This window comes from Sphingobium fuliginis, assembly GCF_015074805.1.
In the GTDB taxonomy this organism is placed as follows: Bacteria; Pseudomonadota; Alphaproteobacteria; order Sphingomonadales; family Sphingomonadaceae; genus Sphingobium; species Sphingobium fuliginis.
This window is the reverse complement of sequence record NZ_CP060035.1, coordinates 242,794-265,102: the sequence shown is the minus strand read 5'-3', so window position 1 is coordinate 265,102 and position 22,309 is coordinate 242,794. Positions and strand designations below refer to the sequence as shown.

Genomic DNA, 22,309 nt, shown 5'->3' with positions numbered 1-22,309 from the left:
GGAAAGGAAGAGAATGGAAAAAGGGCCTTACCGCGTCGGATAATTGGGTGCTTCCCGCGTGATCGTCACGTCGTGGACATGGCTTTCCGACAGGCCGGCATTGGTGATCTGGACGAAGCGCGCCCGTTCCTGAAGGTCCTTGATCGTGGCGCTGCCGGTATAGCCCATGGCCGCCTTCACGCCACCGACAAGCTGGTGGATGACGTCCTTCGCCGGCCCCTTGAACGGCACCTGGCCTTCGATCCCCTCGGGCACCAGCTTCATCTGGTCCTTGATGTCCGCCTGGAAATAGCGGTCGGCGGAACCCCGCGCCATGGCGCCGACGCTGCCCATGCCGCGATAGCTCTTATAGGCGCGGCCCTGATAGAGGAAGGTCTCGCCCGGAGCTTCCGTCGTACCGGCGAGCAGGGAGCCCACCATGACGCAGCCCGCGCCCGCCGCCAGCGCCTTCGCCACGTCGCCGGAGGTGCGCAGGCCGCCATCCGCGATCACCGGCACGCCCTGCTTCGCGGCTTCCTCGGCCGAATCCATGACGGCGGTCAGCTGCGGCACGCCCACGCCCGCGACGACGCGGGTGGTGCAGATGGAACCCGGCCCGATCCCGACCTTCACGCAGTCCGCGCCCGCGCCGATCAGCGCCTTGGTCGCTTCGGCGGTGGCGACATTGCCGGCGACCACCTGGACATGGTTGGACAGCTTCTTCACCGCCTCGACCGCGACGGCGACCTGGCGGCTGTGGCCATGGGCCGTGTCGATGACGATCAGGTCGCATTCCGCGTCGATCAGCGCCTTGCTGCGTTCCAGCCCCTTGTCGCCGACGGTCGACGCCGCCGCCACGCGCAGGCGGCCCGAAGCGTCCTTGGTCGCCTGCGGATAGGTGACGGCCTTTTCGATGTCCTTGACGGTGATCAGGCCGACGCAATGATAATTATCGTCCACCACCAGCAGCTTTTCGATGCGGCGCTGATGCAGCAGGCGCATCGCTTCGTCCTGGCCCACCCCGGTCTTCACCGTGGCCAGATTGTCGCGGGTCATGAGTTCGCTGACCGGCTGGGCGGGGTTCTCCGCAAAGCGCACGTCGCGATTGGTGAGGATGCCGACCAGCTTGCCCGACGCCTCGACCACCGGAATGCCGCTGATCTTGTGGCGGGTCATCAGCATCTGCGCATCGGCCAGCGTCGCATTGGGCGTGATGGTGATCGGATTGACCACCATGCCGCTTTCGAAGCGCTTGACCGCGCGTACCGCGTCGGCCTGTTCCTCGACCGACAGGTTGCGGTGCAACACGCCAAGGCCGCCCAGCTGGGCCATGACGATCGCCATGTCCGCCTCCGTCACCGTGTCCATGGCGGAGGAGAGGATCGGGATGTTGAGCTTGATTGCGCGGGTCACATGGGTGCTGGTGTCCGCCTGACTGGGCAGCACATCGGATTCGGCGGGCTGCAAAAGCACGTCGTCAAAGGTGAGGCCAAGGCGGATGTCCATGTGAAGCCACTTTCTGCTGCGCGTTTCATGCGGGGGCCTGGCATGATCGCTGGGGGATTCGTGGCGGCCCATGTAACCATTAACCGGCAAAACAGCCAGACCCCCGAAAGCATTTTATTGCGGAGGCGAGAAAATCCCTGCGCGGCGCGCAACGGGGTGGAAGGTGAAGGTTCGAGAGAAGCAGGCGATTCCCGTCGCTGCCCCGGATTGGCGGGCGTCCGGCGTCTCGACGCCGGCGCGTTTCGCTCCATCGTCCGCTGCGCGGAGGGAGGATTGGGGCCTGGCCCGCTAAAGGTCCAGACGCCTCAATCCCCCAGGATCACGTCCACGCCCGCACGTGCATGGATGCTGGTGCCGTCATAGATCGGCAGGACGTTCGCCTTCACATCGACGATCATCTCCAATTCGGTGCACGCAAGGATCGCCGCCTGCACATTCTCCTTGGCGATGTCGGTGAGTTCGGACTTCATATAGCGTTCCGACTCGCGGCTGACCTTGCCGATGGTCAGTTCGTCATAGACGATCCGGTCGATCCGCTCGGCCAGTTCCATGTCCGGGGGCAGCAGCGATATGCCGTGCGCCACCAGCCGCTGGCGATAGAATTTCTCCGTCATCACATTGCGGGTGCCGATCAGCGCGGCCTTTTCGATGCCGTCGGCCTGCATCTTGCGCCCTACGGCTTCGGCGATGTTGACGATCGGAATGTCGACGCCTGCCTGCACATCGTCATAGACGCGGTGCATGGAATTGGCGCAGATCAGCAAGGCCGCCGCCCCGCCCTGCTCCAGCCGCCTGGCGGACGCGGTCAGCACATCGGCCGCATGGGCCCATTCCTCTTCGGTGATGGAACGGCCTATGTCCGCGAAATCGAGGCTTTCGATCAGCAGCGGAGCGCTATGCTGGCCGCCCCGGGCGCGATACACCGCCTGGTTGATGATCTGATAATAGCGCGCCGTCGACGTCCAACTGAGACCGCCTATCAGGCCGAGCTTCTTCATGAATCCGCTTATCCCCATGCGCCGACAAAGCCGGACAGGCTTGTCCCTCGCCCAAATCGTTAGGGACGGCGTCCCGCATCGGCAAGCCCCTTCCTGCCCGCACCGCCGCAAAGGCGCGCGCCGAACAGGCTGCCCGCCGCGCCCGCCAGCCCTCCCGCGACGGCCATCGGCATATTTTCCATCAGGAAAGCGGACGCCGCCAGCGACCAGCCGGCAAAGCCGCCCACCAGCGCCAGCGCAGGTCCGGTTCCCCACGACAAGGCCCATTTCACAACCGTCCAGCCCGCAAGCCATGCGGCTCCGATGCAGGCAAGAAGCCTGCCCAGGTCCGGAGTCGCTATGAAGGCCGCGACCAGCCCGCCGGTCGCCGGCAGCATGGCAGCCGCCACGAGCGGATGCCACCGCCCCGCCGCCCCGCGCCACAGGACCGCCGCCGCCCCCGCGCAGGCCATGGCTCCGCAGGCGACGGCTGCGCCGATCGCAGCGGCGCCCTCGATACGCAGCCGGTCCGTCGCATCGTCCAGCAGGCCGAAGGCATGCGGATCGCGCAAGGCCGCTCCGCCGATGAAGACGGCCGCCAGGCCGGCCTGTCCGATGAGACCGCTCATCAGCGATGGAAGCGCGGATCGCGGCATGCCGCGCCCCAATGCCAGCCCGATCGCGCTTCCCGCGATCAGCGCCGCGCAGATTTGCGGCAGGGCCATGACATCATGGCTGTAGAGGGTCACGGCGCCCGCAACCATCATCGCGGCGCCTGCCAGATGCGCGCCCCGCCGCAACCCGCCGCCAAGCGGGGCCAGCAGAGCCGCCGCGAACAATAAGGCGGCCAGCGACCAGCCGGCGAGGATCGTCGCGTTCACGCCTTCCATCATGGCCGCGGCGGCATGCCGATCCGCCGCGCCGCCACCAAACCGCCGCAAAACCCGGCGCTGCCCGCCACTATCGCCAGCAGGCCCAATGTCCGGGCGATACTGCTGCCCGCCTCCGCCGCCACGGTCAGCGCGCCGACCAGAATGGCGGATGACAGCATCTGAAGAACGGAAACGAGCGCCCAGCCCTCGTCCAGCCGCGCCCGCCATGCAACGAGCGCCCCGACGATGCAGGCCGTCAAAAAGCAGGGGAGAAGGAACGGCATCATCTGCTCCCCCTTCAGCGATCAAGCCTGGCTTAGCTGGCGATCAGCAGCACGACCAGAGCGGCGACGACGGCGCTGGCGATGGTTCCCCATTTGATGAGGGCCACGAACCCTTCATAGGTCTGGGTTGCGCTGTTCATATTTCCGTCCGAAGCCATGCACTGTCCCTCTCTGTCCGTTTCGCGGCATCCTCTTATCGCCAAGCCCTCTCCCCCTCAAGCCGTCAGCGGACAAGAAAATTTTTCCGGTTAAGCCGGTCTTTACCCCTCTTCCCTACCTTCGGCACCAGTTCGCTTATGAGGGGTAAGGATGGCGCGCGACGGCGTTCCGATGCTGATGTTGATCGACGACGAGCCGGCGCAGCGCAGGCTGGTGTCGGCTCTCGCCGCCCGTGCGGGATGGCGCACCATCTTCGCCAATGACGGCGACACCGCGATTGCGATGCTGGGCACGCAGGACGGCATGCGGCTCGACGCCGTGCTGCTCGACCAGTGGAGCCCGAGCTATGAGCCGACCGGCCTGATCCGCGAACTGCGTGCCCGCCGGCCGGCCCTGCCCATATTGATCCTCACCGCGCATAACAATGTCGCCGTCGCGGTGGAGGCGATGCGGGCCGGCGCCACCGACTATCTCGCCAAGCCGATCGCGCCTGAGCGGCTGCTCGCCGCGCTCAACGCCACGCTGAACGGCGAACATGGCAAGGGCGAGTTGCGCCCGCTGACCGAAAAGATCCCTGCCGCCCTGTCCTTCGAGGATGTGGTCGGCGCCGCGCCGCAGTTCCGCGCCGCGCTCGCCATCGCGGCCAAGGCGGCCCGCGCCCGCGTCCCCGTGCTGATCGAGGGCGAAAGCGGCGTCGGCAAGGATGTGATCGCCCGCGCGATCCACGCCGCTTCCCCCCGCCACAAGCAGGCGATGATCACCGTCAATTGCGGCGCGATCCCGGCCAATCTGGTGGAATCCGACCTGTTCGGCCATGAACGCGGCGCCTTCACCGGCGCCTTCGACCGGCAGGTCGGCAAATTCGTCGCCGCCGACATGGGCACGATCTTCCTCGACGAAGTGAGCGAAATGCCGCTGGACGCGCAGGTGAAGCTGCTGCGCGTGCTTCAGGACGGCGAAGTCCAGCCCATAGGCGCGCGCCGCCCGATCCATGTCGATGTCCGCGTCATCGCCGCCACCAACAAGCGGCTGCATGACGAAATCGAGGCGGGGCGCTTCCGCGAAGACCTATATTACCGCCTCAACGTCGTGCAGCTCACCATTCCGCCGCTGCGCGAACGTCTGGGCGATGTGCCGGCGCTGTGCCGCCATCTGCTCGCCCGCATCGCGACCCAGCCGGGATTGCGCGGCCTTGGCCTTACCGACGACGCGCTGGCGCTGCTGATGCAGCATGACTGGCCGGGCAATGTGCGTCAGCTTCAGAACGCCCTGTTCCGCGCCGCGGTGCTGTGCGAGGGCGATGCTCTTACGCCCCAGGATTTTCCACAGATCGCCGCCCATATTCGCGGGCGCGGTCATGGCGAGTCCCGTGGCCGGCTTCATGCCGTGCCGCAGCCGCATCGGGAGGCCGCCGGCATCACCCTGTTCGAAGGCGACGGCCATGTCCGCCAACTGGCGGAGATCGAAGCGGACGTCATCCGCCTGGCCATCGGCCATTATCGCGGGCGCATGACCGAAGTGGCCCGGCGGCTGGGCATCGGCCGCTCGACCCTCTACCGCAAGCTCGCCGAACTGGGCATCGACAGCGCTGCCTGATCGGACCGGCTGACGGGGGCGGACGCCCCGCACTGCCGTCGTCCCATCGCGCCACACGCGGTTGCGGCGTTGAAATGTCGCGGCGGCTATGCTTTGGGGGAGCGATGAAAAGCGCCATCCTCGCCGCCGCCATGCCCCTCCTCCTGCTGGTCGCCTGCGGCCGCGCGGAACCGGTGGAGGACCTCCCAAGCCAGGACGAACTCGCCGCCGCCGCCAATGCCGCCGCGGCCAGGGCGATGGCCGAAGCAAAGGCCGACACGCCCGCATCCCGCAACTATGTCAATGTCGAGCGCGGCTTTTCCATCACCTTCCCCGAAGGCTGGCAGAAGGACGCGGCCTCCAGCAATGCGGACGGCGTGGTCTATCAGGACCCCGGCGCGGGCGCGGACGTCCGCATCTTCTGGCAGAAGAAGGAGGGCGACCAGACGCTGCAACAGATCGTCGAGACGGTGAGCGAAGGCTCCGAAGGGGTGAGCGGCGACTATATCGGCGATAACGAATATCGCGGCACCGCCAATGACGGCGAGGGCAACAATGTCGCGCTGCGGCTGATGAAACAGCCGGACGGCTCCATCGTAACGGCCAGCTTCGTCTATCCTGAAATGCTGAGCGAGCAATATCAGGCGATGGCGGAAAAGACGCTCGACAGCCTCCGCATCTTCGCGCCCAAGGCGCAGACGCCGGAGGGCGGCGCGGTTCCCGTGGCGGCGGAGAATGCCGGCACGCGCTGAAGCGGCCGGTCATGAAGGGATCATGGGCGAGAGGGGAAACGTCCTCTGATCGACCAGGAACACCCCCAGCGCAAACTCACTCGCCAATCGGGACGAAGGCGCCCTTTTCCCGATCCTTCACCACCCTGTCGGCCCGGAAGACCGACCCGCTCATCGTGATGTAAACGCCCGGCGCGGCAAGCTGCACCGTCGCAAAGGCCATGCCGAGGTTGAAGCTGGCGTCGCTTTCCCCGAAACGTGCCGGTGCGAGCGCGCCCACCAGCACGACCGTCTTGCCGGCGATGGCGGAAAGCAGCTTCGCCGTCTCCGTCATCGTGTCGGTGCCGTGGGTGATGACGATATGGCTTTCAGACGCGGCGGCCACACGGTCGCGGATCAGGGCGCGGTCGGCATCGTCCAGTTCCAGGCTGTCCTTGCGCACCACTTCCTCGATGCGGAAGGGCCGCTTGACGCGGGCGATGTCCAGCAGCTTCGCCACCACCGTTTCGCCCACCTGATAGTCCGACAGCGCATCGAAATAGATCTTGTCGATCGTCCCCCCGGTGGTGAGGACAAGGATGGACGTTTCGGGGGACAGCATCGCAGGACTCCAAGGGAGGGAAATGTCGTTTCTCTAAGGGATTTGCAGGAAGAGGTGAACCGCCCCGGCCCTATTCGCCCCGGGCCATCGCCTCGCCCCGGTCGCGCGCGGCGACCAGCGTATCGGTGAGCAGCTTCAGCAACCGGTCGTCGGCATCGAGCACGTTCAGACCCTGCCGGGTCATGCCGCCGGGGCTGGCCACGCGATCCGCCAGCACGGCCGGGCTTTCGCTCGCCATGGCAGCCATGCTGGCAGAGCCGCGCACGGTGGCGAGCGCCATGCGCCCGGCCTGCTCGGCGGAGAGGCCGATCGCCTCGCCCGCCCGCGCAAGGGCATCGACGAAGCGGAACAGAAAGGCGGGTCCGCAGCCGGACAGCGCGGTGACTTCGTTGAACTGGCCTTCATCCGCAATCCATTCGGCAAGGCCTAGCGGGGCGATGAACGCATCCACCGCCTTGCGCGACGCCGCCGGGAATGCGGCATCCGCATGGAGCGCGGTGACACCCTCCCCTATGCCCACCGGCAGGTTGGGCATGGCGCGGACGATTTCCGCCGCCGCGGGGAAAGCGGCGCGCAGATCCGCCAGCCGCGTTCCCGCAAGGATCGAAACGATCCGCATATCGGCGCTGCAAAGCGGCGCAAGCTGGCCCGCGACATCGCCAAGCTGATAGGGCTTCATGCCCAGCAGGATGGTGGTGCCGGCGGGCAGGGAGGCGGGATAGTCGGTGACGACCCTCACCCCTTCCGCCACCGCCTTGCCGCTGGGACGCAACACGACCACCCGCGCCGGATCGAGGCCGCAGGCGAGCCAGCGCCGCAGCATCTGCCCCGCCATATTGCCGCAGCCGACAAGGAAAAGATGGTCGGGCCAGATGTCGGTCATGGGAAAGGGTCTCAGGCTTCGCCGCGCGTTTCGATGAGGCTGGCGGAAATCGCCTCCGTCGGGGTCTTGCCGCCCCAGAGGACGAACTGGAACACCGGATAGAAGCGCTCGCATTCGTCTATGGCGGTTTCCACCAATATCTGCGCCTGGTCGAGCGTCAGCGTGCCGCCCGCCCCCAGCAGCGCGCCGTGGCGGAACAGCACGATGCCGCTGGAAGACCAGAGTTCGAAATGGCCGAGCCAAAGCTGTTCGTTGATCAGGCCCAGCGTTTCGTAGATGGCGCTGCGCTTGTCCTCATTCACCCTGATGTCGGGCAGGGCGAGCATCTGCAGCACCTGGTCCTCGTCGCGCCAGATGCCGCGCAGCTCATATTGCGCCCAGGACCCCTGGGTGCTGGCGACGATCTCATCCTCACCGACCTGATCGTAGCTCCAGCCATGCGCCTCGAAATAGGCGGCCAGCATGTCGATCGGCGCGGCCTCCTGACCGCCATTTTCATATTCGTCGCTGTCCATCATCTGCGCGCCTTAAAGCATTTTTTGCGCCGGTGGAAACCGGGGCGGCATGGAAAATGCGTGGACAACTCCGCTTCCGCCGGAAATCAGCCGGTTATTCACCGTCCCTGGGCTTGGCCCGGACCGTCTGCTTGACCGGTTCGGACGCCTTGCCCTCCAGCGCGTCGAGCCGGGCCTTCAGCAATTCCACCTCCTCCCGGGCGGCGGCGGCCAACGCCTTGACCGCGTCGAATTCGTCGCGGCTGACGAAATCCATGCCGCCGATCCACTGCTTGGCTTTTTCGCGGGCATTGGTCTCGAATTCCCGGCTCATGCCCGCGACGGTTCCGGCCGCGCCGTTCACCAGCTTGGCAAGGTCGTCGAAAAAGCGGTTTTCGCTCTGCATGATGCTTATCCTTCCGTGCGGCGCCGCGATGGGCGGCGCCAAAAATCATATCTGAGTCTGGAGCGCGGGTTTGCCAAGGCTTTCCGCGTCCGGATTGAGGCGGCCGATCTCATAGTTGAGGTAGGAGGCGAAGGCCAGCCAGCACAGATAGGGCAGCAGCAGCAGGCCCGCGACGCGGCGGACGCGCCAGAACAGCGCGGTCGTGACGGCGACGAGCAGGAACAGCAGGACGATCAGCAGCAGCGCCTGGTCCACCAGATGCGCGCGGAAGAAAAGCGGGGACCAGAGGAGGTTGAGGCCCAGTTGCACGATGAAGGCCGCAATCGCGATGCCCCGCCCTCGTGCGCCCCGCGCGTGCAGGACGATGGCGAACGCGAGCGCCATCAATATGTAGAGCACGGTCCAGGCAAGGCCGAAGACCCAGCCGGGCGGGATCAGCTCCGGCTTGGCGAGGGCGGCGAACCAGCGATTGCCATAGCCACTATTGGCGAGCTTGCCCGAAAGAAAGCCAAGGAAAACAATCGCAGGCACAGTAACCAGCGCCCAGCGCGCATAGGCAAGACGTAATTGACCCGGAGACGCAATCTCGTTCATCGGCAACGAAGCTCCACCTTTTATTCGGCGGCTTCCGGCGAATCCTTCAAGGCCGAGTCAAGCCGCCGACTGACGGTTTGCGGTGAAACGGTTCGTCCTGCAACCCGCGAATAGAGGATCGGGATCAGGAACAGCGTGATCAGCGTCGCCAGGCTGACGCCCGAAACCACCACCACGCCGATGGAATGGCGCGCCGCCGCGCCCGCGCCGCCGCGAATGACCAGCGGCATTGCGCCGATGACCGTCGCGATGGAGGTCATCAGGATCGGGCGCAGGCGCCGGGCGGCGGCCTGACGGATGGCCGCGCCGATCTCCAGCCCCTCGTCGCGCAGCTGGTTGGCGAATTCGACGATCAATATGCCGTTCTTCGCCGCCAGCCCCACCAGCATGACGATGCCGATCTGGCTGTAGAGATTGACCGATCCGCCCGTCAGCGCCAGCCCCAGCACGCCGCCCGCCACCGCCAGCGGCACGGTGGCGATGATGACGCCGGGATGGACGAAGCTTTCGAACTGCGCGGCTAGCAGCAGATAGACGATCAATATGGTGAGCCCGAAGACGAGCCAGATCGACCCGCCGGTCTCGCGCAGCGACTGGCTCTCGCCCCGATAGCCGAGCGCCAGCACCTCAGGCGACTGGCGCGCCTGTTCCTCCAGGAAACCCAGCGCCTCGCCCAGCGAATAGCCCGGCGCGAGCGCGGCCGTCAGCGTGATGGCACGCAGCTTGTTGTAGCGGTTGAGCTGGCGCGGACCGGCGACCTCGCGGACGGTGACTACGGCGGACAGCGGCACGAGGACGCCGGTGCGGCTGCGCACATTGATGCGTTCGAGGTCCGCCTGGGTCTGCCGCCCCTCCCGCTCTGCCTGCACCAGCACGCGATATTCCTCGCCCCGGTCGACATAGGTGGTGACGCGGCGGGAACCGAGCAGCGTCTGCAAGGCCTGGCTGATGTCGTTGGCAGACACGCCCAGGTCGCCCGCCCGCTGCTGATCCACCTCGATCCGCATCTGCGGCTTGGTCTCCTTATAGTCGGAATCGAGGTTGATGAGGCCCGGATTGGTCGCGGCGGCGGCCATGATGCGGTCGCGCGCGGCCACCAGCCCCTCATAGGTCGCACCGGCCAGCACCAGATTGACCGGCAGGCCACGGCCACGGCCAAGCCCGGAACGCGGCGCGACATTGCCGCGCACCCCCGGCTGGTTGGCGATCACCTTGTTGATGGTGTCGGCCACCTGCGCCGTGGTGATCGTGCGGTCCTCCCAGGGCCGCAGGAAGGCGATGATGTTGCCGCCGTTGAAATCGTCGCTGGTGCCGAAGCCGGCGGGTGCACGGATGTTCAGCACCTGCAGCGTGCCTTCATCGCGCAACGGCTGAAGATCGGTCTCGATCCTCTGCATATAGGCGTTCATGCGGTCGAACCCGGTGCCTTCGGGCGCAGTCACCTGCCCATCGACGACGCCGGTATCCTCCGCCGGGGCCAGTTCGGTCGGCAGCGTGGTGAACAGCACGCCCGTCCCCGCCAGGAACAGCAGCACGGGCACGAGAGCGAGGACGGGCCGTTTCAGCACACGGTCCAGCAGCCGCGCATAGCCCGCCTCCAGCCGCTGGAACCGGTCGTCGACCCAGCGCGACAGGCGTGACCGTTCGGAATGGCGCAACAGCTTCGAACAGAGCATCGGCGCGAGGCTCAGGGAAATGAAGCCCGAAAAGGCGATGGCGGCGATCATCGCGATGGCGAGTTCGCGGAAGAGCAGGCCCGTCTGCCCGGCGAGGAACATCACCGGCACGAACACCGCGCAGACCACCAGCGTGGTCGAAATGATGGCGAAGCCCACCTGCCGCGTGCCGAGATAGGAGGCGACCAGCGGGTCCTCCCCCTGTTCGATGCGGTGATAGACATTCTCCAGCACGACGATGGCGTCGTCCACCACCAGGCCGATGGCCAGCACGAAGGCGAGCAAGGTCAGCAGATTGATCGACAGCCCCAGCAGCCACATGACCGCGCAGGTCGCCAGCAGGCAGATCGGCACTGTGACCGACGGAATGATCGTCGCGCGCAGGGAGCCGAGGAAGAGGAAGATGACCAGCACGACCAGCAGCGCCGCTTCGGCCAGCGTGTCGTAGACATTGTCGATGGCGCGGCTGATGAACAGCGATTCGTCCGATCCGATGGTGACTTTCATGCCCGCGGGAAGCGTGGGCCGCAGTTCAGCGATCAGCGCCTTCGCCTTTTCCGCGACCTCCAGCGTGTTCGCGCCCGACTGGCGGATGATGCCCACGCCGACGCCTGTCGCGGCGTTGGAGCGGAAGGAGGTATAGGGGTTTTCCGCGCCCTGCTCGATCCGCGCGACATCGCCCAGCTTCACCTGATAACCGTCCGCACCGCGCCCGACGACAAGCTGGGCGAATTGTTCGGGCGTGGAAAAGGCGCGCTCGACGCGCAGCGTCTGGTTCTGGTCCTTCGATTCGAAGCGCCCGGCGGGCAGTTCGACATTCTGCGCGCGCAGGGCGGCCTCTATGTCGCCCGGCGTGATGCCGAAGGCGGTCAGCTTCTCCGCATTCAGCCAGATGCGGGTGGAGGGCCGTTCGTCGCCGCCGCCGGTGACGCGGGCGACGCCGTCAATGGCCGAGAAACGGTCCAGCACATTGCGGTCGAGATAGTCGGCAATCTGCGTCGGGGTCCAGCCGTCCCTGGTGAACACGATGAACAATATCGACCGAGCATCCGCATCGACCTTGCGGATTTCGGGCGCGAGCGCATCCTCCGGCAAATCCTCCACCACGCCGCCCACGCGGTCGCGCACGTCGTTCGCGGCGGAATCGATGTCGCGCGACGGATCGAATTCGATGCTGATCGAGGAGACGCCGTCGCGCGAGGTCGAGGTGATGTTCTGTATGCCCTGTACGCCCGCGACGCCATCCTCGATGATCTGGGTGATGCGGGTTTCCACCACCGACGCCGCCGCACCGGTATAGGTCGTCTCCACCGACACGATGGGCGGATCGGTATCGGGATATTCGCGAATGGAAAGGCTGAGATAGCCGACCATCCCGACGATGCAAAGCAGCACCGCGACGACCGCCGCGAAGACCGGGCGACGGACGGACAGGTCCGAAAGCTGCATGGCCGCGCCTCCCTAACCGGCCGCCCGGCCGGCGCTGGCGCTTTTCGCTTCCGGCTTGTCGCCGGGCAGGCGGACGGGCACGCCGTCGGTCAGCTTGACGACGCCGTCGGTGACGACCGTCTGGCCCGGCTTCACCCCGCCCAATATCTCGACCAGCCCGTTCTGGCGGATGCCGGTATCGACCCTGGTCCGCCTGGCCTTGCCATCCTCCACCAGGAAGACGAAGCGATCCTCACCATCGCCCACGACCGCCAGCTCGGGCACGGCCAGCGACTGGCGCTGCTTCGCAAGCACATTCACCGTCAGCAGCATGCCGGGCTTCAGCGCGCGGTCGGGATTGGGCAGGATGGCGCGTATCCGGACGGCGCGGGTGGCGGGGTCGATCACCGGATCGATGGTGGCGATGGTGCCGGTGAAGGGCCGGTCGGGCCAGGCGGCGGAGACCGCCCTGATCGGCTGCCCCTCCCGCACCAGCGCCAGGCGGGTTTCGGGGATGGTGAAGTCCAGCTTGATCCGCGAAATGTCGCTGACCGTGGCGATCGGCGTGCCGGCGGTGACGATGGCGCCGGGCGACACCATGCGCAGGCTGACCCAGCCGGAGAAGGGTGCGCGCACCACGCGGTCCCCGATGGAGGCGCGGGCCTGCTGCGCGCTGGCGCGGGCGGCATTGGCCAGCGCGACCTGGCTGTCGAGGCTGGCGGCGGTTGCGAAGCCCCGCTCCTTCAACGCCTTGATGCGCTCCAGTTGCTGCTGCGCCTGAAGCGCCTGCGCCTGGGCGGCGGCGAGTTCCGCCTTCTCCTGACCCACGGCCAGGGACGCGATCACCTGCCCCTTGCCGACATAGCCGCCGTCGCTGAAATTGAGAGAGATGATCCGCTCCGTCACCGGGGCAGACAACACCACCTGCTCATTGGCGAAGGCGGTGCCGACCGCGTCCAGATTGTCGGTGAAGGTTTCGCGCAATATGGGCGCGGCTTCGACCAGTGCGGAAGGACGCGGCTTCTTTTCCTTTTGACCGCCACAGGCGGAAAGGGTCAGCGCGATCAGGAAGACAGGCAGGATGGTGCGCATGGGATCGGGCTAATCGGCCTTTGCAAGCGACTCAAATGGGCATTTGTCGCAGATGATGACTATAGCGGCGAAACGAACAGGATGGGATTATCCGCCAAATATTGCGAAGAGGAGAAATTCGACATTGCCCTGTGGGCCGGTAATCGGGCTGGCGGTTATGCCTTCGACCTGCCACCCGCGTGACAACACCCATTCCCGGACGTCGTTGCACACCCGTTCATGGATCGCGGGATCGCGCACGACACCGCCCTTGCCGACTTCCTCCCGCCCCGCCTCGAACTGCGGCTTGATGAGGGCGACCAGGCGCGCGCCGGGACGGGCGAAGCTCAAGGGCCGGTCCAACACCTTGGCGAGCGCTATGAAGCTGGCGTCGCAGACGATGATGTCCACCGGCTCCGGGATGTGATCGGCGGTCAGGATGCGGGCGCTGGTCTGTTCATGGACGATGACGCGGGGGTCGGAACGCAGCTTCCAGGCAAGCTGGTTGGTGCCGCTGTCCACCGCATAGACCCGCGCCGCGCCATGGGTCAGCAGGACGTCGGTGAAGCCTCCGGTCGAACTGCCGACGTCGATGGCGACGGCGCCGGTCACGTCGATATGGAAATGCTCCAGCGCATGGGCCAGCTTGATGCCGCCCCGCGACACCCAGGGATGGTCGCGGCCCTTCACCTCCAGCCCGGCGTCGGCGGCGACCTGCTGCCCGGCCTTGTCGATCTTCCGGTCGCCCAGGAAGACGAGGCCGGCCAGGATCAGCGCCTGCGCGCGCGCCCGGCTTTCGGCAAGGCCGCTGTCGACGAGCAGCTGATCGGCGCGGACCTTGGCCATCAGGGCACCAGCGCCGTCAGCGTGGCGGGCGTCAGAAGCTGCGGCAATGTCTGCGCCTCCCGGCCAGGCGCATACCAGAGGTAGAGCGGGACGCCGGAACGCCCCTGCCCTTCCAGGAAGCGGGTGATGGCGGGGTCGGCATTGGTCCAGTCGCCCACCATCACCGTGACGCCCGCCCTTTTGAAGGCCGCGCGGGTCTCTTCGCGATCGATGGCGGCGGCTTCATTGGCCTTGCAGGTCAGGCACCAGTCGGCGGTAAAATAAAGGAAAACCGGCTTTTTCGCGGCGCGAAGGCTGGCGAGGCGGGCTTCGTCGAAGGGGACGCCATGGGCCGATGCTGCGGCGGCCGGCGCATGCGCCGGCAACAAAATGGCGGCTCCTGCGAAGAGGATGAGCGCAGCGCAGATCATGGCAAGCCCGCCGCGCCGGCCGTGACGCTGCCTGCGCCCAAGCCACCACAGGCCGGCGCCGAGGATCAGCGCCGCGCCAACGCCCAGCACGATGGCCGTAACGCCGCGCTGCTGGCCGAGCAGCCACAGCAGGCCCAGCGCGGTCAACGCCATCGGGATGGCGAGGATCTTCTGAAGCCGCCCCATCCACGCGCCTGGCCTGGGCAAACGCGTGCGGAGCGGCGGGATATAGGCCAGCGCCAGAAAGGGCAGCGCCAGGCCAAGGCCAAGCCCCGCGAAGATCGCCAGCGCCGCGCCGAGCGGCAGGACCAGCGCCGCGCCCATGGCGGCGCCCATGAACGGCCCGGTGCAGGGCGTGGCGACGAAGGCGACCAGCGCGCCGGTCCAGAAGGCGCCGGATGCGCCCCCCTTGTCCGCCAGCCTGTCGCCGCCGCCGAAGGCGCTGAGTTCGAACAGCCCGGCGAGGTTGAGCGTGATCGCCGTCACCAGCAGCAACAGCAGCAGGATGATGCGCGGGTCCTGCAACTGGAACGCCCAGCCCACGGCCGCGCCCGCCGCGCGCAGGCCCAGCAGCACGCCGCCCAGCGCGAGGCAGGTGAGGATGATGCCAAGGCTGTAGGCCAGCGCCTCCCGCCGGACGACATGCTCATCGCCCCCCGCGCGGGCGAGCTTCATCGCCTTCAGCCCCAGGATCGGAAAGACGCAGGGCATGATGTTGAGCAGCAGGCCGCCGACCAGCGCGCCGCCCAGCGCGAGGAGGACCGTCTGGAAGGTGGCGGGCCGCGCGGCGGCAACCGCGCCGGGCCGGGCCGTCAGCAGGAAACCGACATGGTCGCCGGTGCGCAGGACGGCCTGGACCGGCCCGGATCTCATGCCTTGTCCGGCTTCGGTTTCGATCAGCAGCCGATCGCCCTGCCGCATGACGCTTTGCGGGGCGGCATAGCGGATGAGGCCGTCGGCCAGCGCGAAAAGATGGACGTCGCGGACGCTCGCCGCCGCGGGGAAAGGAATGGACAGGCGCAGGCGACCGTCAGCCATGGCATAGGCCGCCTCGCTGCCCAGCGGACGCGGGAGGTGGCTGCGCCAGCCGTCGAACTGCGCCCTGCTGCCCGGCAGGATGGAGCCGTCACCCGCCATCAGGTCCAGCGCCAGTTCCGCCCCCTCGGGCACGCAGACCTTGTCTGTGCAGGCCAGCCAGTCGGCGCGGACGCGGATCGGCAGCTTCGTGCCCTTGGGCACGTCCGGCGCGACGGTCAGCTTCGCCAGCACGCCATAGGGGCCCTCATAGACATGGTTCATGAGGCCGGAGATCAACAATGTCTCCGGCACCGGATAGCGCAGCGGGCCGATGGCGACCCCCTTGGGCAGCGTCCATTTGACGGTCATGCCCAGCCCCGCATCGCCCGGATTTTCCCAATAGCCGTGCCAGCCCGGCTCCGGCGTCATGGAAAAGGCGATCGTCGTGCCCGACGCCTGCCCCTCGCCCGGCCTCGGCACGGCGCTTTCGGCGGCCAGTTCCGCCGCGATATGCGGCGCGCCCCCGCCGAACGCGCCCTGCGCCCGCGCCATGGCTGGCGCGAACAGCAAAAGCACTGTCATCAGAAGGACATGAAAAATCCGCATCGGGCCTCTGTTCCGGTGGACGCAAGGGGGCTAGGTCCGCTTGCATGCGCCGTCAAGGCATCAGAAGGTCTCCTCCCCCATGTTCAAAAAAGTCGCCGCCGCCCTGCTCATCGCCAGTTCGCTGCCCGCGCTGGCCCAACCAGCGGCCACCCCCACGCCTTCCGCCCCGCCCAGGCTGATCGTCGCCATCGCCATCGACCAGTTTTCCGCCGATCTGTTCAGCGAATATCGCCAATATTATAGCGGCGGCCTCAAGCGGCTGACGGAACAGGGCATCGTCTTCCCGCGCGGTTATCAAAGCCATGCCGCGACCGAAACCTGCCCCGGCCACAGCACCATCCTGACCGGCAGCCGCCCGTCGCGCACCGGCATCATCGCCAATAGCTGGTTCGACCTGCGCACCGCCCGCGCCGACAAGCTGGTCTATTGCGCGGAGGATGAGACGCAGCCGGGCACCGACAGCGAAAATTACCAGGCTTCGCCCACGCATCTCAGGGTGCCGACGCTGGGCGGGCGGATGAAGGCGGCCAATCCGGCGACGCGCGTCGTATCGGTCGCGGGCAAGGACCGCGCGGCGATCATGATGGGCGGACCGACGGCCGATCAGGTCTGGTGGCTGGGCGGGCCGAAGGGCTATGTCAGCTACAAGGGCGTGGCGACGCCGCCGCTGGTCGCCAGGGTCAATGAGGTGATGGCCCAGCGTCTGGCAGAGGGCAATCCCGGCTTCGAACTGCCGCCGCAATGCGCGGCCAAGGATTTTCCGGTGAAGGCGGGCGACCGGATCGTCGGCACCGGCCGTTTCGCGCGGGAGGCGGGCGATTACAAGGCCTTCCGCATCTCGCCGGAGCAGGATGCAATGACCCTCGCCTTCGCCGCCGCCGCCATCGAGAACATGGCCCTGGGCCGGCAGGCGCAGACCGACATCATCTCCATCGGCCTGTCCGCGACGGACTATATCGGCCACACCTACGGCACGGAGGGTACGGAAAGCTGCATCCAGGTCGACCGGCTGGACCGCGAACTGGGCGCCTTCTTCGACCGGCTGGACAAGGATGGCATCGACTATGCCGTGGTGCTGACCGCCGACCATGGCGGCCATGACCTGCCCGAGCGGCACCGGATGAACGCCATGCCGATGGAGCAGCGCGTAGACAGGGCGCTCACGCCCAAGGCATTGTCGGCGGCGGTCGCGGAAAGGACCGGCATCATGGGCAAGACGCTGATCTGGGGCGATGGCCCAGCGGGCGACCTCTATTTCGACCGCAGCCTGACCGCCGCCCAGCGCGACAGGGTGGAAGCGGCCGCCCTGGCCCTTCTCCGCGCTCACCCCCAGGTGCAGACCGTCTTCACCAGGGCGGAAATCGCCGCCACCCCCTCCCCCTCCGGGCCCCCGGAAAGCTGGTCGCTGATCCAGGAAGCCCGCGCCAGCTTCGACCCGCAGCGTTCGGGCGACCTGCTGCTGCTGCTGAAACCGCGCGTCATGTCGATCCCCGAAGCGGCGGTGATGGGATCGGTCGCGACCCATGGCTCACCCTGGGATACCGACCGCCGCGTGCCGATCCTGTTCTGGCGCAAGGGGCTGGCCCATTTCGAACAGCCGCTCGGCGTGGAAACGGTGGACATCATGCCGACGCTGGCCGCGCTGATCGAATTGCCGGTGCCGAAGGACCAGATCGACGGACGCTGCCTCGACCTGATCGCCGGGGACGGGGATAGCTGCGCGGCGGAGTAAATGAATAAACCTGTCATTCCCGCGAAGGCAGGAATGACGAAGTTTTTGAAGGCTCGCTGCCGCCTCAGATATTCTCCGCTATCCCGTCGCGCCCTTCCTCCAGCAGCGCGTGGACGCGATGGGGCGCGGACACTTCCACGCGGCTGGTGACTTCATAATGCGCCTTGGCCTGGCGGACGTTGCTGTCCGCGGGCACGCTGTCGGTCAGCCAGACATTGCCGCCGATCACCGACCGGCTGCCGATGATGATGCGCCCCAATATCGTCGCGCCGGCATAGATCACCACATCGTCCTCGATGATCGGATGGCGCGGCAGGGCCTTTTCCAGTGCGCCCTTCTCATCGGCCGGAAAGCTGCGCGCGCCCAGCGTCACGCCCTGATAGACGCGCACCCGGTCCCCGACGATCGCCGTTTCCCCGATGACCACGCCGGTGCCATGATCGATGAAGAAGCTGTGCCCGATCCTCGCACCTGGATGAATGTCTATCCCGGTGCTGCCATGCGCGATTTCGGAGATGATCCGCGCCACCAGCGGCGCGCCCAGCTGATAAAGCCGGTGCGCCAGACGATGGTGCGTGATCGCCATCATCGAGGGATAGCAGATCAGCACCTCATCCACGCTGCGCGCGGCGGGATCGCCCAGAAAGGCCGCCTCCACATCGCTGTCGAGCAGTTCGCGCAGGGCCGGCAGGCTTTCCGCGAAAGCGCCGATGATGCGCGACGCTTCCCGGTCCACATGCGCGATCGGCTCGTCCTTCATCGCATAGATCAGTTCCAGCCTGATCTGTCCGTAAAGCCGGCTGAGCACCGTCTGCAGCGTCTGGGCGACATAGGCGTCCTCATTATGCAGGCGCACGAAGCTGGGGCCAAGGCGCAGCGGAAACAGCGCACCGCACAGCGCCTCCATGATCTTGGTCAGCGTGGCGCGCGACGGAAATCCCTCCGCGCCATATTCGGCGTGGTGGTCCTGCCCCTGCCGCCAGCGCCGCCGCACCGCGCCCAGCTCGGTCGCCAGCCTGTCTATATCCCAATAACCCTGGGCGATTTCCTTTTCGCCTTCTGCCGTCATAAGCGCCTCTTTTCATACAGACGCCCGGCATAGCGCGGCATCCCGCCCGCCAGTAAATGAGTTTTGCTTGGGGGCAGGCAGATTCTCTTTTGTCAGCGCTTCTGGGCATCGGCCGGAAGATGCAGGCAGATTTCCGCCCGCAATCCCCCTTCGGGCCGGTTGGCGAGGGTCAGTTCGCCCCCCTCCAGTTCCACGGCCCGCGCGACGATGGCCAGACCCAGGCCAAGCCCGCGCGTGTTGCGCTGCCGCGCCTCGTCCAGACGCGCAAAGGGCTTCAACACCTCGTCCAGCTTGTCGCGCGGGATGCCGGGTCCGTCATCGTCGACCCGGATCAGCACTTCCCGGTCCCGGCGCTCCAGCGTGACGCGGGCGCGGCTGCCATAGTGCAGCGCATTTTCGATCAGGTTGACGATCGCCCGGCGCAGGGTGAGCGACCGCACGGCCATTTCCAGATGGTCGGGCCCCGCATAATCGACCTGCCTGCCCTGATCCTGGAAGGCGTCGACCACCGTCGCCACCAGCACGGCCAGGTCGGTGCGCACCGGCGGTTCGCCATTCTTCTCGCCGCCCAGGAAGGCAAGCAGCGAATCGATCATCTCGCCCATTTCCGCGAGGTCGCCCTCGATCGCCTCCCGCGCTTCGTTGTCGGGCAGGTTCTCCAGCCGCAGCCGCAACCGGGCGAGCGGGGTCCGCATGTCGTGGCCGACCGCCGCCAAAGTCTCCGTCCGTTCGGTGATCAGGCGATGGATGCGCTTCTGCATGGCGTTGAAGGCGCGGATGAGGTTGCGGACGTCATTGGACCCGCCCTCCTCCACGATCACTTCGTCGCTCAGGCCAATGCGCTCGGTCGCGCGGGTCAGGTCGCGCAGCGGCGCCAGCGTCCGCCGGATCATGATGCCGCCGACGATCAGCAGCGCCAGCACCGGGATCAGCGCCAGCCCCATGCGGCCGATGGCGAAGGTCCATTTGCCGCCGCTATGGCGCATGCCGAAATAAAGCCAGCTTCCGTCTGCCAGGCGCAGGCCGCCATTGATCTCCGAAACCCGGCCGGGCGAGGCGAGGCGCAGCCACAGGCCCGACTGTTCCAGCGTCGGTTCCCAGTTTACGATCTGCCGGCGCATCCGCTCCAGCCCCGGCGCCAGGGCCGGCGGCGGCGGCGAGGACGGGGTCCAGTGCACGTCGTAGCGATCGGTGGTGAGTTGCAGCGACAGCGCATGCCGCTCGTCCGGCGGATGTTCGGTCAGCAGCTTGCGCGCGATGACCAGATGTTCGGCCAGGCGCCGGGCCTCGTCATCCTGTAGCGAGAGGTGGTTGGACCGTTCGTTCAGGAAGATGCCGACGGCGAATTCCAGCGTCAGGGTCAGCAGCAGGATCGCGAAAATCTGGCCGACCAGGCTGACATGCCGTCTCAAGCGCGGCTGACCTCCGCGTTGAACATATAGCCGACGCCGCGAACGGTGGTGATCGGCGCCGTGCGATCCTGCGTCGACAGCTTGCGGCGCAGGCGGCTGACCAGCACGTCGATGCTGCGGTCGCTGCTGTCGCCCATGCGGGTGCGCGAAAGCTCGATCAGCCGCTCACGGGCGATGACGCGCTGCGGATGGCTGAGGAAGCTGCCCAGCAGGTCGAACTCCGCGCCGGTCAGGTCGACGATGGCGCCGGTCGGCGAACGCAGTTCCCGCCGGGGGAAGTTGACGATCCAGCCGTCGAAGCGCGCCTCATTCTCGCGATGCTCGTCCGGCCCGCGCTCCACGCCGACGCGGCGCAATATGGCGCGGATGCGGGCGATCAGCTCGCGCGTGCCGAAGGGCTTGGGCAGATAGTCGTCCGCGCCCAGCTCCAGCCCGACGATGCGGTCGGTCTCGCTGCCCTTGGCGCTGATGAAGATGATGGGTACGTCGCTCTTGCGGCGGATCTGGCGGCAGAGATCGATGCCGTTGGTGCCCGGCAGCATGACGTCCAGCACGACAAGGTCGACCGGCCCGGCGTCGAACGCCACCCACATCTCCGGCCCGGAGGACGCCGGGCGGACCTGATAGCCATGCTCCTGCAACGCCCGCGCCGTCAGGGTGCGCAGCGGCGGGTCGTCTTCGACAAGGATGATGGTCGGCGCGGTCATGAAAATGTCGGCACGGCTATGGGCATGACAGCGGGATAAGGACGGCCGGACCCCGGGTCAACCGCAGGGCCGGCGGGAAGCGCCCGGATGCGACAGCAGAAACAATTTGTCACGACCGGGAAAGAAGCATGCGCCGGGCCCGGCGAACCGGGCCCGGCGCATGGGATCAGAAAGCGGCGCTCAGCGAGAAGAGGATCGTGCTGCGCGCGATCGACTTGCCGAAGTCCTTGCTGTCATTGACCATGAAGTTCGGGCGCAGATATTCTTCCTCGACCCTGGCGATATCGGTGTCGACATAGGCGACGCCCACGGTCAGCGGCGTGCCGGGAATGGCCAGGTCGGCGCCGACCAGCCAGTCGAGATATTTGCCGGTCGGCGCGATCGAGGTGCCGTTGGGCCCCAGGCCCGAATTGCCGTTCGACCAGCCCATATGGGCCTTCAGCGTGACGGGGGTGTTGGGAACCGCGGCGCTCAGATCCCCCCAGACGTAGAAATTGTCTTCCTTGTCGCCCGGATCGTCGATGCCGCTGGTGGCGCTGCTCTGCCACTTGCCAAGCGCTTCCTGCTTGGGAGCATAGGCGACGCCGACCAGGCCCTTGACCGGGCCGAACTGGTGGGACAGCTTCACATAGGGTTCGGCGAAGTCCGTCTTGTCGGCGCCCGACGGATACATGTACCAGGTCAGGCCGACGTCGACCGTGGTGCCCTCGCCCAGCGCGGCGGAATAGCCGGCGACCAGGTCGAGTTCCATGTTCGCCCCGCCGAAACGGCCCCAGCCGCCAAGGCTCGAACCCCAGGTGCCGACATAGAAGCCGCTTTCATGCGTGGCAGTGATGCCGCCCTGAATGGCCATGCCACGGTCGCTCTGCGACACGCCGCGGAAACGATAGTCGGAAACCAGGCCGACGCTGCCAGTGACGGTGACGGGGCCTGCGGGCTCTTCCTGAGCGAAAGCCGGAGCGCTGGAAAGCAGCGCAAGCGCGGCACAGGCAATCTGATACTTCATGAACATTCCCCTTTTACGTAAGAATGTTCCGTCCTGCGTCCGCTCCGTCCGAAGATCTCTTGTCTTATCGTCTTCGATACCGGCGGATCGAGAGCAGGTTATGGGGATAAGGCGAATTGGGGAAATGGCTTTTTCGCAAATGCGAAAGGACATGAAGGCACTGTGATGTCCGCAACACGATTATTGTCTTGCAGTCTTCTGAATATTTCTATTGTGTTTCCAGTTTGCATCTTAACGAAAAATCGCCGCATCGCCCAAGGGTGATGCG

21 protein-coding genes are annotated in these 22,309 nt (G+C 66.6%); 3 read left to right on the top strand and 18 right to left on the bottom strand.

From position 1 onward, the window contains the following. Nucleotides 1-27: 27 nt before the first annotated feature. The 5 genes from guaB to H5V43_RS01185 form a co-directional block, all read right to left on the bottom strand. A complete protein-coding gene (gene guaB, locus H5V43_RS01205; protein WP_025549701.1) occupies nt 28-1,485 on the bottom strand; it encodes an IMP dehydrogenase in 1,458 nt (485 codons plus the stop codon). Nucleotides 1,486-1,790: 305 nt separating this feature from the next. Then, entirely contained in the window at nt 1,791-2,483 is a 693-nt protein-coding gene (locus H5V43_RS01200; RefSeq protein WP_025549702.1) for an aspartate/glutamate racemase family protein, read from the bottom strand. 59 nt (nt 2,484-2,542) lie between these two features. Then, nucleotides 2,543-3,352, bottom strand: coding sequence for an NAD(P)(+) transhydrogenase (Re/Si-specific) subunit beta (locus H5V43_RS01195; RefSeq protein ID WP_025549703.1), 810 nt, complete (start codon nt 3,350-3,352; stop codon nt 2,543-2,545). Next, on the bottom strand, nt 3,352-3,621 hold the full coding sequence (locus tag H5V43_RS01190) for a proton-translocating transhydrogenase family protein (protein ID WP_048577391.1): 270 nt from the start codon (nt 3,619-3,621) through the stop codon (nt 3,352-3,354). The genes H5V43_RS01195 and H5V43_RS01190 overlap by 1 nt, the downstream gene beginning before the upstream one ends. Before the next feature lie 29 nt (nt 3,622-3,650). Then, nucleotides 3,651-3,776: an aa3-type cytochrome c oxidase subunit IV gene (locus H5V43_RS01185; RefSeq protein WP_025549705.1), complete on the bottom strand. Its 126-nt coding sequence runs from the start codon at nt 3,774-3,776 to the stop codon at nt 3,651-3,653. A 151-nt stretch (nt 3,777-3,927) separates the two neighbouring features. Between H5V43_RS01185 and H5V43_RS01180 the strand changes: the two genes are divergently transcribed. Both H5V43_RS01180 and H5V43_RS01175 read left to right on the top strand, forming a co-directional pair. Next, the gene (locus H5V43_RS01180; RefSeq protein ID WP_044661720.1) at nt 3,928-5,373 is read left to right on the top strand and encodes a sigma-54-dependent transcriptional regulator; all 1,446 of its coding nucleotides are present in this window, start codon (nt 3,928-3,930) and stop codon (nt 5,371-5,373) included. Between the two features lie 104 nt (nt 5,374-5,477). Next, nucleotides 5,478-6,104 carry a hypothetical protein gene (locus tag H5V43_RS01175; RefSeq protein WP_025549706.1) on the top strand — a complete coding sequence of 209 codons (627 nt, stop codon included), beginning with the start codon at nt 5,478-5,480 and terminating at the stop codon, nt 6,102-6,104. 76 nt (nt 6,105-6,180) lie between these two features. Here the strand turns inward: H5V43_RS01175 and H5V43_RS01170 are convergent, their stop codons facing one another. The 9 genes from H5V43_RS01170 to H5V43_RS01130 form a co-directional block, all read right to left on the bottom strand. Continuing rightward, entirely contained in the window at nt 6,181-6,684 is a 504-nt protein-coding gene (locus H5V43_RS01170; RefSeq protein WP_025549707.1) for an asparaginase domain-containing protein, read from the bottom strand. Nucleotides 6,685-6,754: 70 nt separating this feature from the next. Then, complete coding sequence (locus H5V43_RS01165; RefSeq protein ID WP_025549708.1) at nt 6,755-7,567, bottom strand: pyrroline-5-carboxylate reductase family protein; 813 nt, start codon at nt 7,565-7,567, stop codon at nt 6,755-6,757. Between the two features lie 11 nt (nt 7,568-7,578). Beyond that, a complete protein-coding gene (locus tag H5V43_RS01160; RefSeq protein ID WP_025549709.1) occupies nt 7,579-8,085 on the bottom strand; it encodes a type III secretion system chaperone family protein in 507 nt (168 codons plus the stop codon). Nucleotides 8,086-8,176: 91 nt separating this feature from the next. Further along, complete coding sequence (locus H5V43_RS01155) at nt 8,177-8,467, bottom strand: accessory factor UbiK family protein (protein WP_007683948.1); 291 nt, start codon at nt 8,465-8,467, stop codon at nt 8,177-8,179. Between the two features lie 45 nt (nt 8,468-8,512). Further along, nucleotides 8,513-9,061 carry a TspO/MBR family protein gene (locus tag H5V43_RS01150; protein WP_025549710.1) on the bottom strand — a complete coding sequence of 183 codons (549 nt, stop codon included), beginning with the start codon at nt 9,059-9,061 and terminating at the stop codon, nt 8,513-8,515. Between the two features lie 20 nt (nt 9,062-9,081). Next, on the bottom strand, nt 9,082-12,186 hold the full coding sequence (locus H5V43_RS01145) for an efflux RND transporter permease subunit (protein ID WP_025549711.1): 3,105 nt from the start codon (nt 12,184-12,186) through the stop codon (nt 9,082-9,084). Nucleotides 12,187-12,198: 12 nt separating this feature from the next. Then, complete coding sequence (locus H5V43_RS01140; RefSeq protein WP_025549712.1) at nt 12,199-13,257, bottom strand: efflux RND transporter periplasmic adaptor subunit; 1,059 nt, start codon at nt 13,255-13,257, stop codon at nt 12,199-12,201. A gap of 87 nt (nt 13,258-13,344) precedes the next feature. Further along, on the bottom strand, nt 13,345-14,082 hold the full coding sequence (locus tag H5V43_RS01135) for a TlyA family RNA methyltransferase (RefSeq protein ID WP_025549713.1): 738 nt from the start codon (nt 14,080-14,082) through the stop codon (nt 13,345-13,347). Then, nucleotides 14,082-16,115 carry a protein-disulfide reductase DsbD family protein gene (locus H5V43_RS01130; protein ID WP_099186165.1) on the bottom strand — a complete coding sequence of 678 codons (2,034 nt, stop codon included), beginning with the start codon at nt 16,113-16,115 and terminating at the stop codon, nt 14,082-14,084. The genes H5V43_RS01135 and H5V43_RS01130 overlap by 1 nt, the downstream gene beginning before the upstream one ends. A 79-nt stretch (nt 16,116-16,194) precedes the next feature. Between H5V43_RS01130 and H5V43_RS01125 the strand changes: the two genes are divergently transcribed. Then, on the top strand, nt 16,195-17,847 hold the full coding sequence (locus H5V43_RS01125; protein ID WP_025549714.1) for an alkaline phosphatase family protein: 1,653 nt from the start codon (nt 16,195-16,197) through the stop codon (nt 17,845-17,847). Between the two features lie 64 nt (nt 17,848-17,911). Here the strand turns inward: H5V43_RS01125 and epsC are convergent, their stop codons facing one another. The 4 genes from epsC to H5V43_RS01105 form a co-directional block, all read right to left on the bottom strand. Then, nucleotides 17,912-18,916, bottom strand: coding sequence for a serine O-acetyltransferase EpsC (gene epsC / locus H5V43_RS01120; protein WP_025549715.1), 1,005 nt, complete (start codon nt 18,914-18,916; stop codon nt 17,912-17,914). Between the two features lie 92 nt (nt 18,917-19,008). After that, the gene (locus H5V43_RS01115; protein WP_025549716.1) at nt 19,009-20,328 is read right to left on the bottom strand and encodes an ATP-binding protein; all 1,320 of its coding nucleotides are present in this window, start codon (nt 20,326-20,328) and stop codon (nt 19,009-19,011) included. After that, nucleotides 20,325-21,035: a response regulator gene (locus H5V43_RS01110; RefSeq protein ID WP_025549717.1), complete on the bottom strand. Its 711-nt coding sequence runs from the start codon at nt 21,033-21,035 to the stop codon at nt 20,325-20,327. Before H5V43_RS01110 ends, H5V43_RS01115 begins: the two co-directional genes overlap by 4 nt. A gap of 166 nt (nt 21,036-21,201) precedes the next feature. Then, nucleotides 21,202-22,047 carry a TorF family putative porin gene (locus tag H5V43_RS01105; RefSeq protein ID WP_025549718.1) on the bottom strand — a complete coding sequence of 282 codons (846 nt, stop codon included), beginning with the start codon at nt 22,045-22,047 and terminating at the stop codon, nt 21,202-21,204. Between the last annotated feature and the right edge of the window lie 262 nt (nt 22,048-22,309).

Coding starts and splice junctions, on each gene's coding strand:
- guaB (WP_025549701.1), bottom strand. CDS start 1,485: ATGGACATCCGCCTTGGCCTCACCTTTGACGACGTGCTTTTGCAGCCC.
- H5V43_RS01200 (WP_025549702.1), bottom strand. CDS start 2,483: ATGAAGAAGCTCGGCCTGATAGGCGGTCTCAGTTGGACGTCGACGGCG.
- H5V43_RS01195 (WP_025549703.1), bottom strand. CDS start 3,352: ATGGAAGGCGTGAACGCGACGATCCTCGCCGGCTGGTCGCTGGCCGCC.
- H5V43_RS01190 (WP_048577391.1), bottom strand. CDS start 3,621: ATGATGCCGTTCCTTCTCCCCTGCTTTTTGACGGCCTGCATCGTCGGG.
- H5V43_RS01185 (WP_025549705.1), bottom strand. CDS start 3,776: ATGGCTTCGGACGGAAATATGAACAGCGCAACCCAGACCTATGAAGGG.
- H5V43_RS01180 (WP_044661720.1), top strand. CDS start 3,928: ATGGCGCGCGACGGCGTTCCGATGCTGATGTTGATCGACGACGAGCCG.
- H5V43_RS01175 (WP_025549706.1), top strand. CDS start 5,478: ATGAAAAGCGCCATCCTCGCCGCCGCCATGCCCCTCCTCCTGCTGGTC.
- H5V43_RS01170 (WP_025549707.1), bottom strand. CDS start 6,684: ATGCTGTCCCCCGAAACGTCCATCCTTGTCCTCACCACCGGGGGGACG.
- H5V43_RS01165 (WP_025549708.1), bottom strand. CDS start 7,567: ATGACCGACATCTGGCCCGACCATCTTTTCCTTGTCGGCTGCGGCAAT.
- H5V43_RS01160 (WP_025549709.1), bottom strand. CDS start 8,085: ATGATGGACAGCGACGAATATGAAAATGGCGGTCAGGAGGCCGCGCCG.
- H5V43_RS01155 (WP_007683948.1), bottom strand. CDS start 8,467: ATGCAGAGCGAAAACCGCTTTTTCGACGACCTTGCCAAGCTGGTGAAC.
- H5V43_RS01150 (WP_025549710.1), bottom strand. CDS start 9,061: ATGAACGAGATTGCGTCTCCGGGTCAATTACGTCTTGCCTATGCGCGC.
- H5V43_RS01145 (WP_025549711.1), bottom strand. CDS start 12,186: ATGCAGCTTTCGGACCTGTCCGTCCGTCGCCCGGTCTTCGCGGCGGTC.
- H5V43_RS01140 (WP_025549712.1), bottom strand. CDS start 13,257: ATGCGCACCATCCTGCCTGTCTTCCTGATCGCGCTGACCCTTTCCGCC.
- H5V43_RS01135 (WP_025549713.1), bottom strand. CDS start 14,082: ATGGCCAAGGTCCGCGCCGATCAGCTGCTCGTCGACAGCGGCCTTGCC.
- H5V43_RS01130 (WP_099186165.1), bottom strand. CDS start 16,115: ATGCGGATTTTTCATGTCCTTCTGATGACAGTGCTTTTGCTGTTCGCG.
- H5V43_RS01125 (WP_025549714.1), top strand. CDS start 16,195: ATGTTCAAAAAAGTCGCCGCCGCCCTGCTCATCGCCAGTTCGCTGCCC.
- epsC (WP_025549715.1), bottom strand. CDS start 18,916: ATGACGGCAGAAGGCGAAAAGGAAATCGCCCAGGGTTATTGGGATATA.
- H5V43_RS01110 (WP_025549717.1), bottom strand. CDS start 21,035: ATGACCGCGCCGACCATCATCCTTGTCGAAGACGACCCGCCGCTGCGC.
- H5V43_RS01105 (WP_025549718.1), bottom strand. CDS start 22,047: ATGTTCATGAAGTATCAGATTGCCTGTGCCGCGCTTGCGCTGCTTTCC.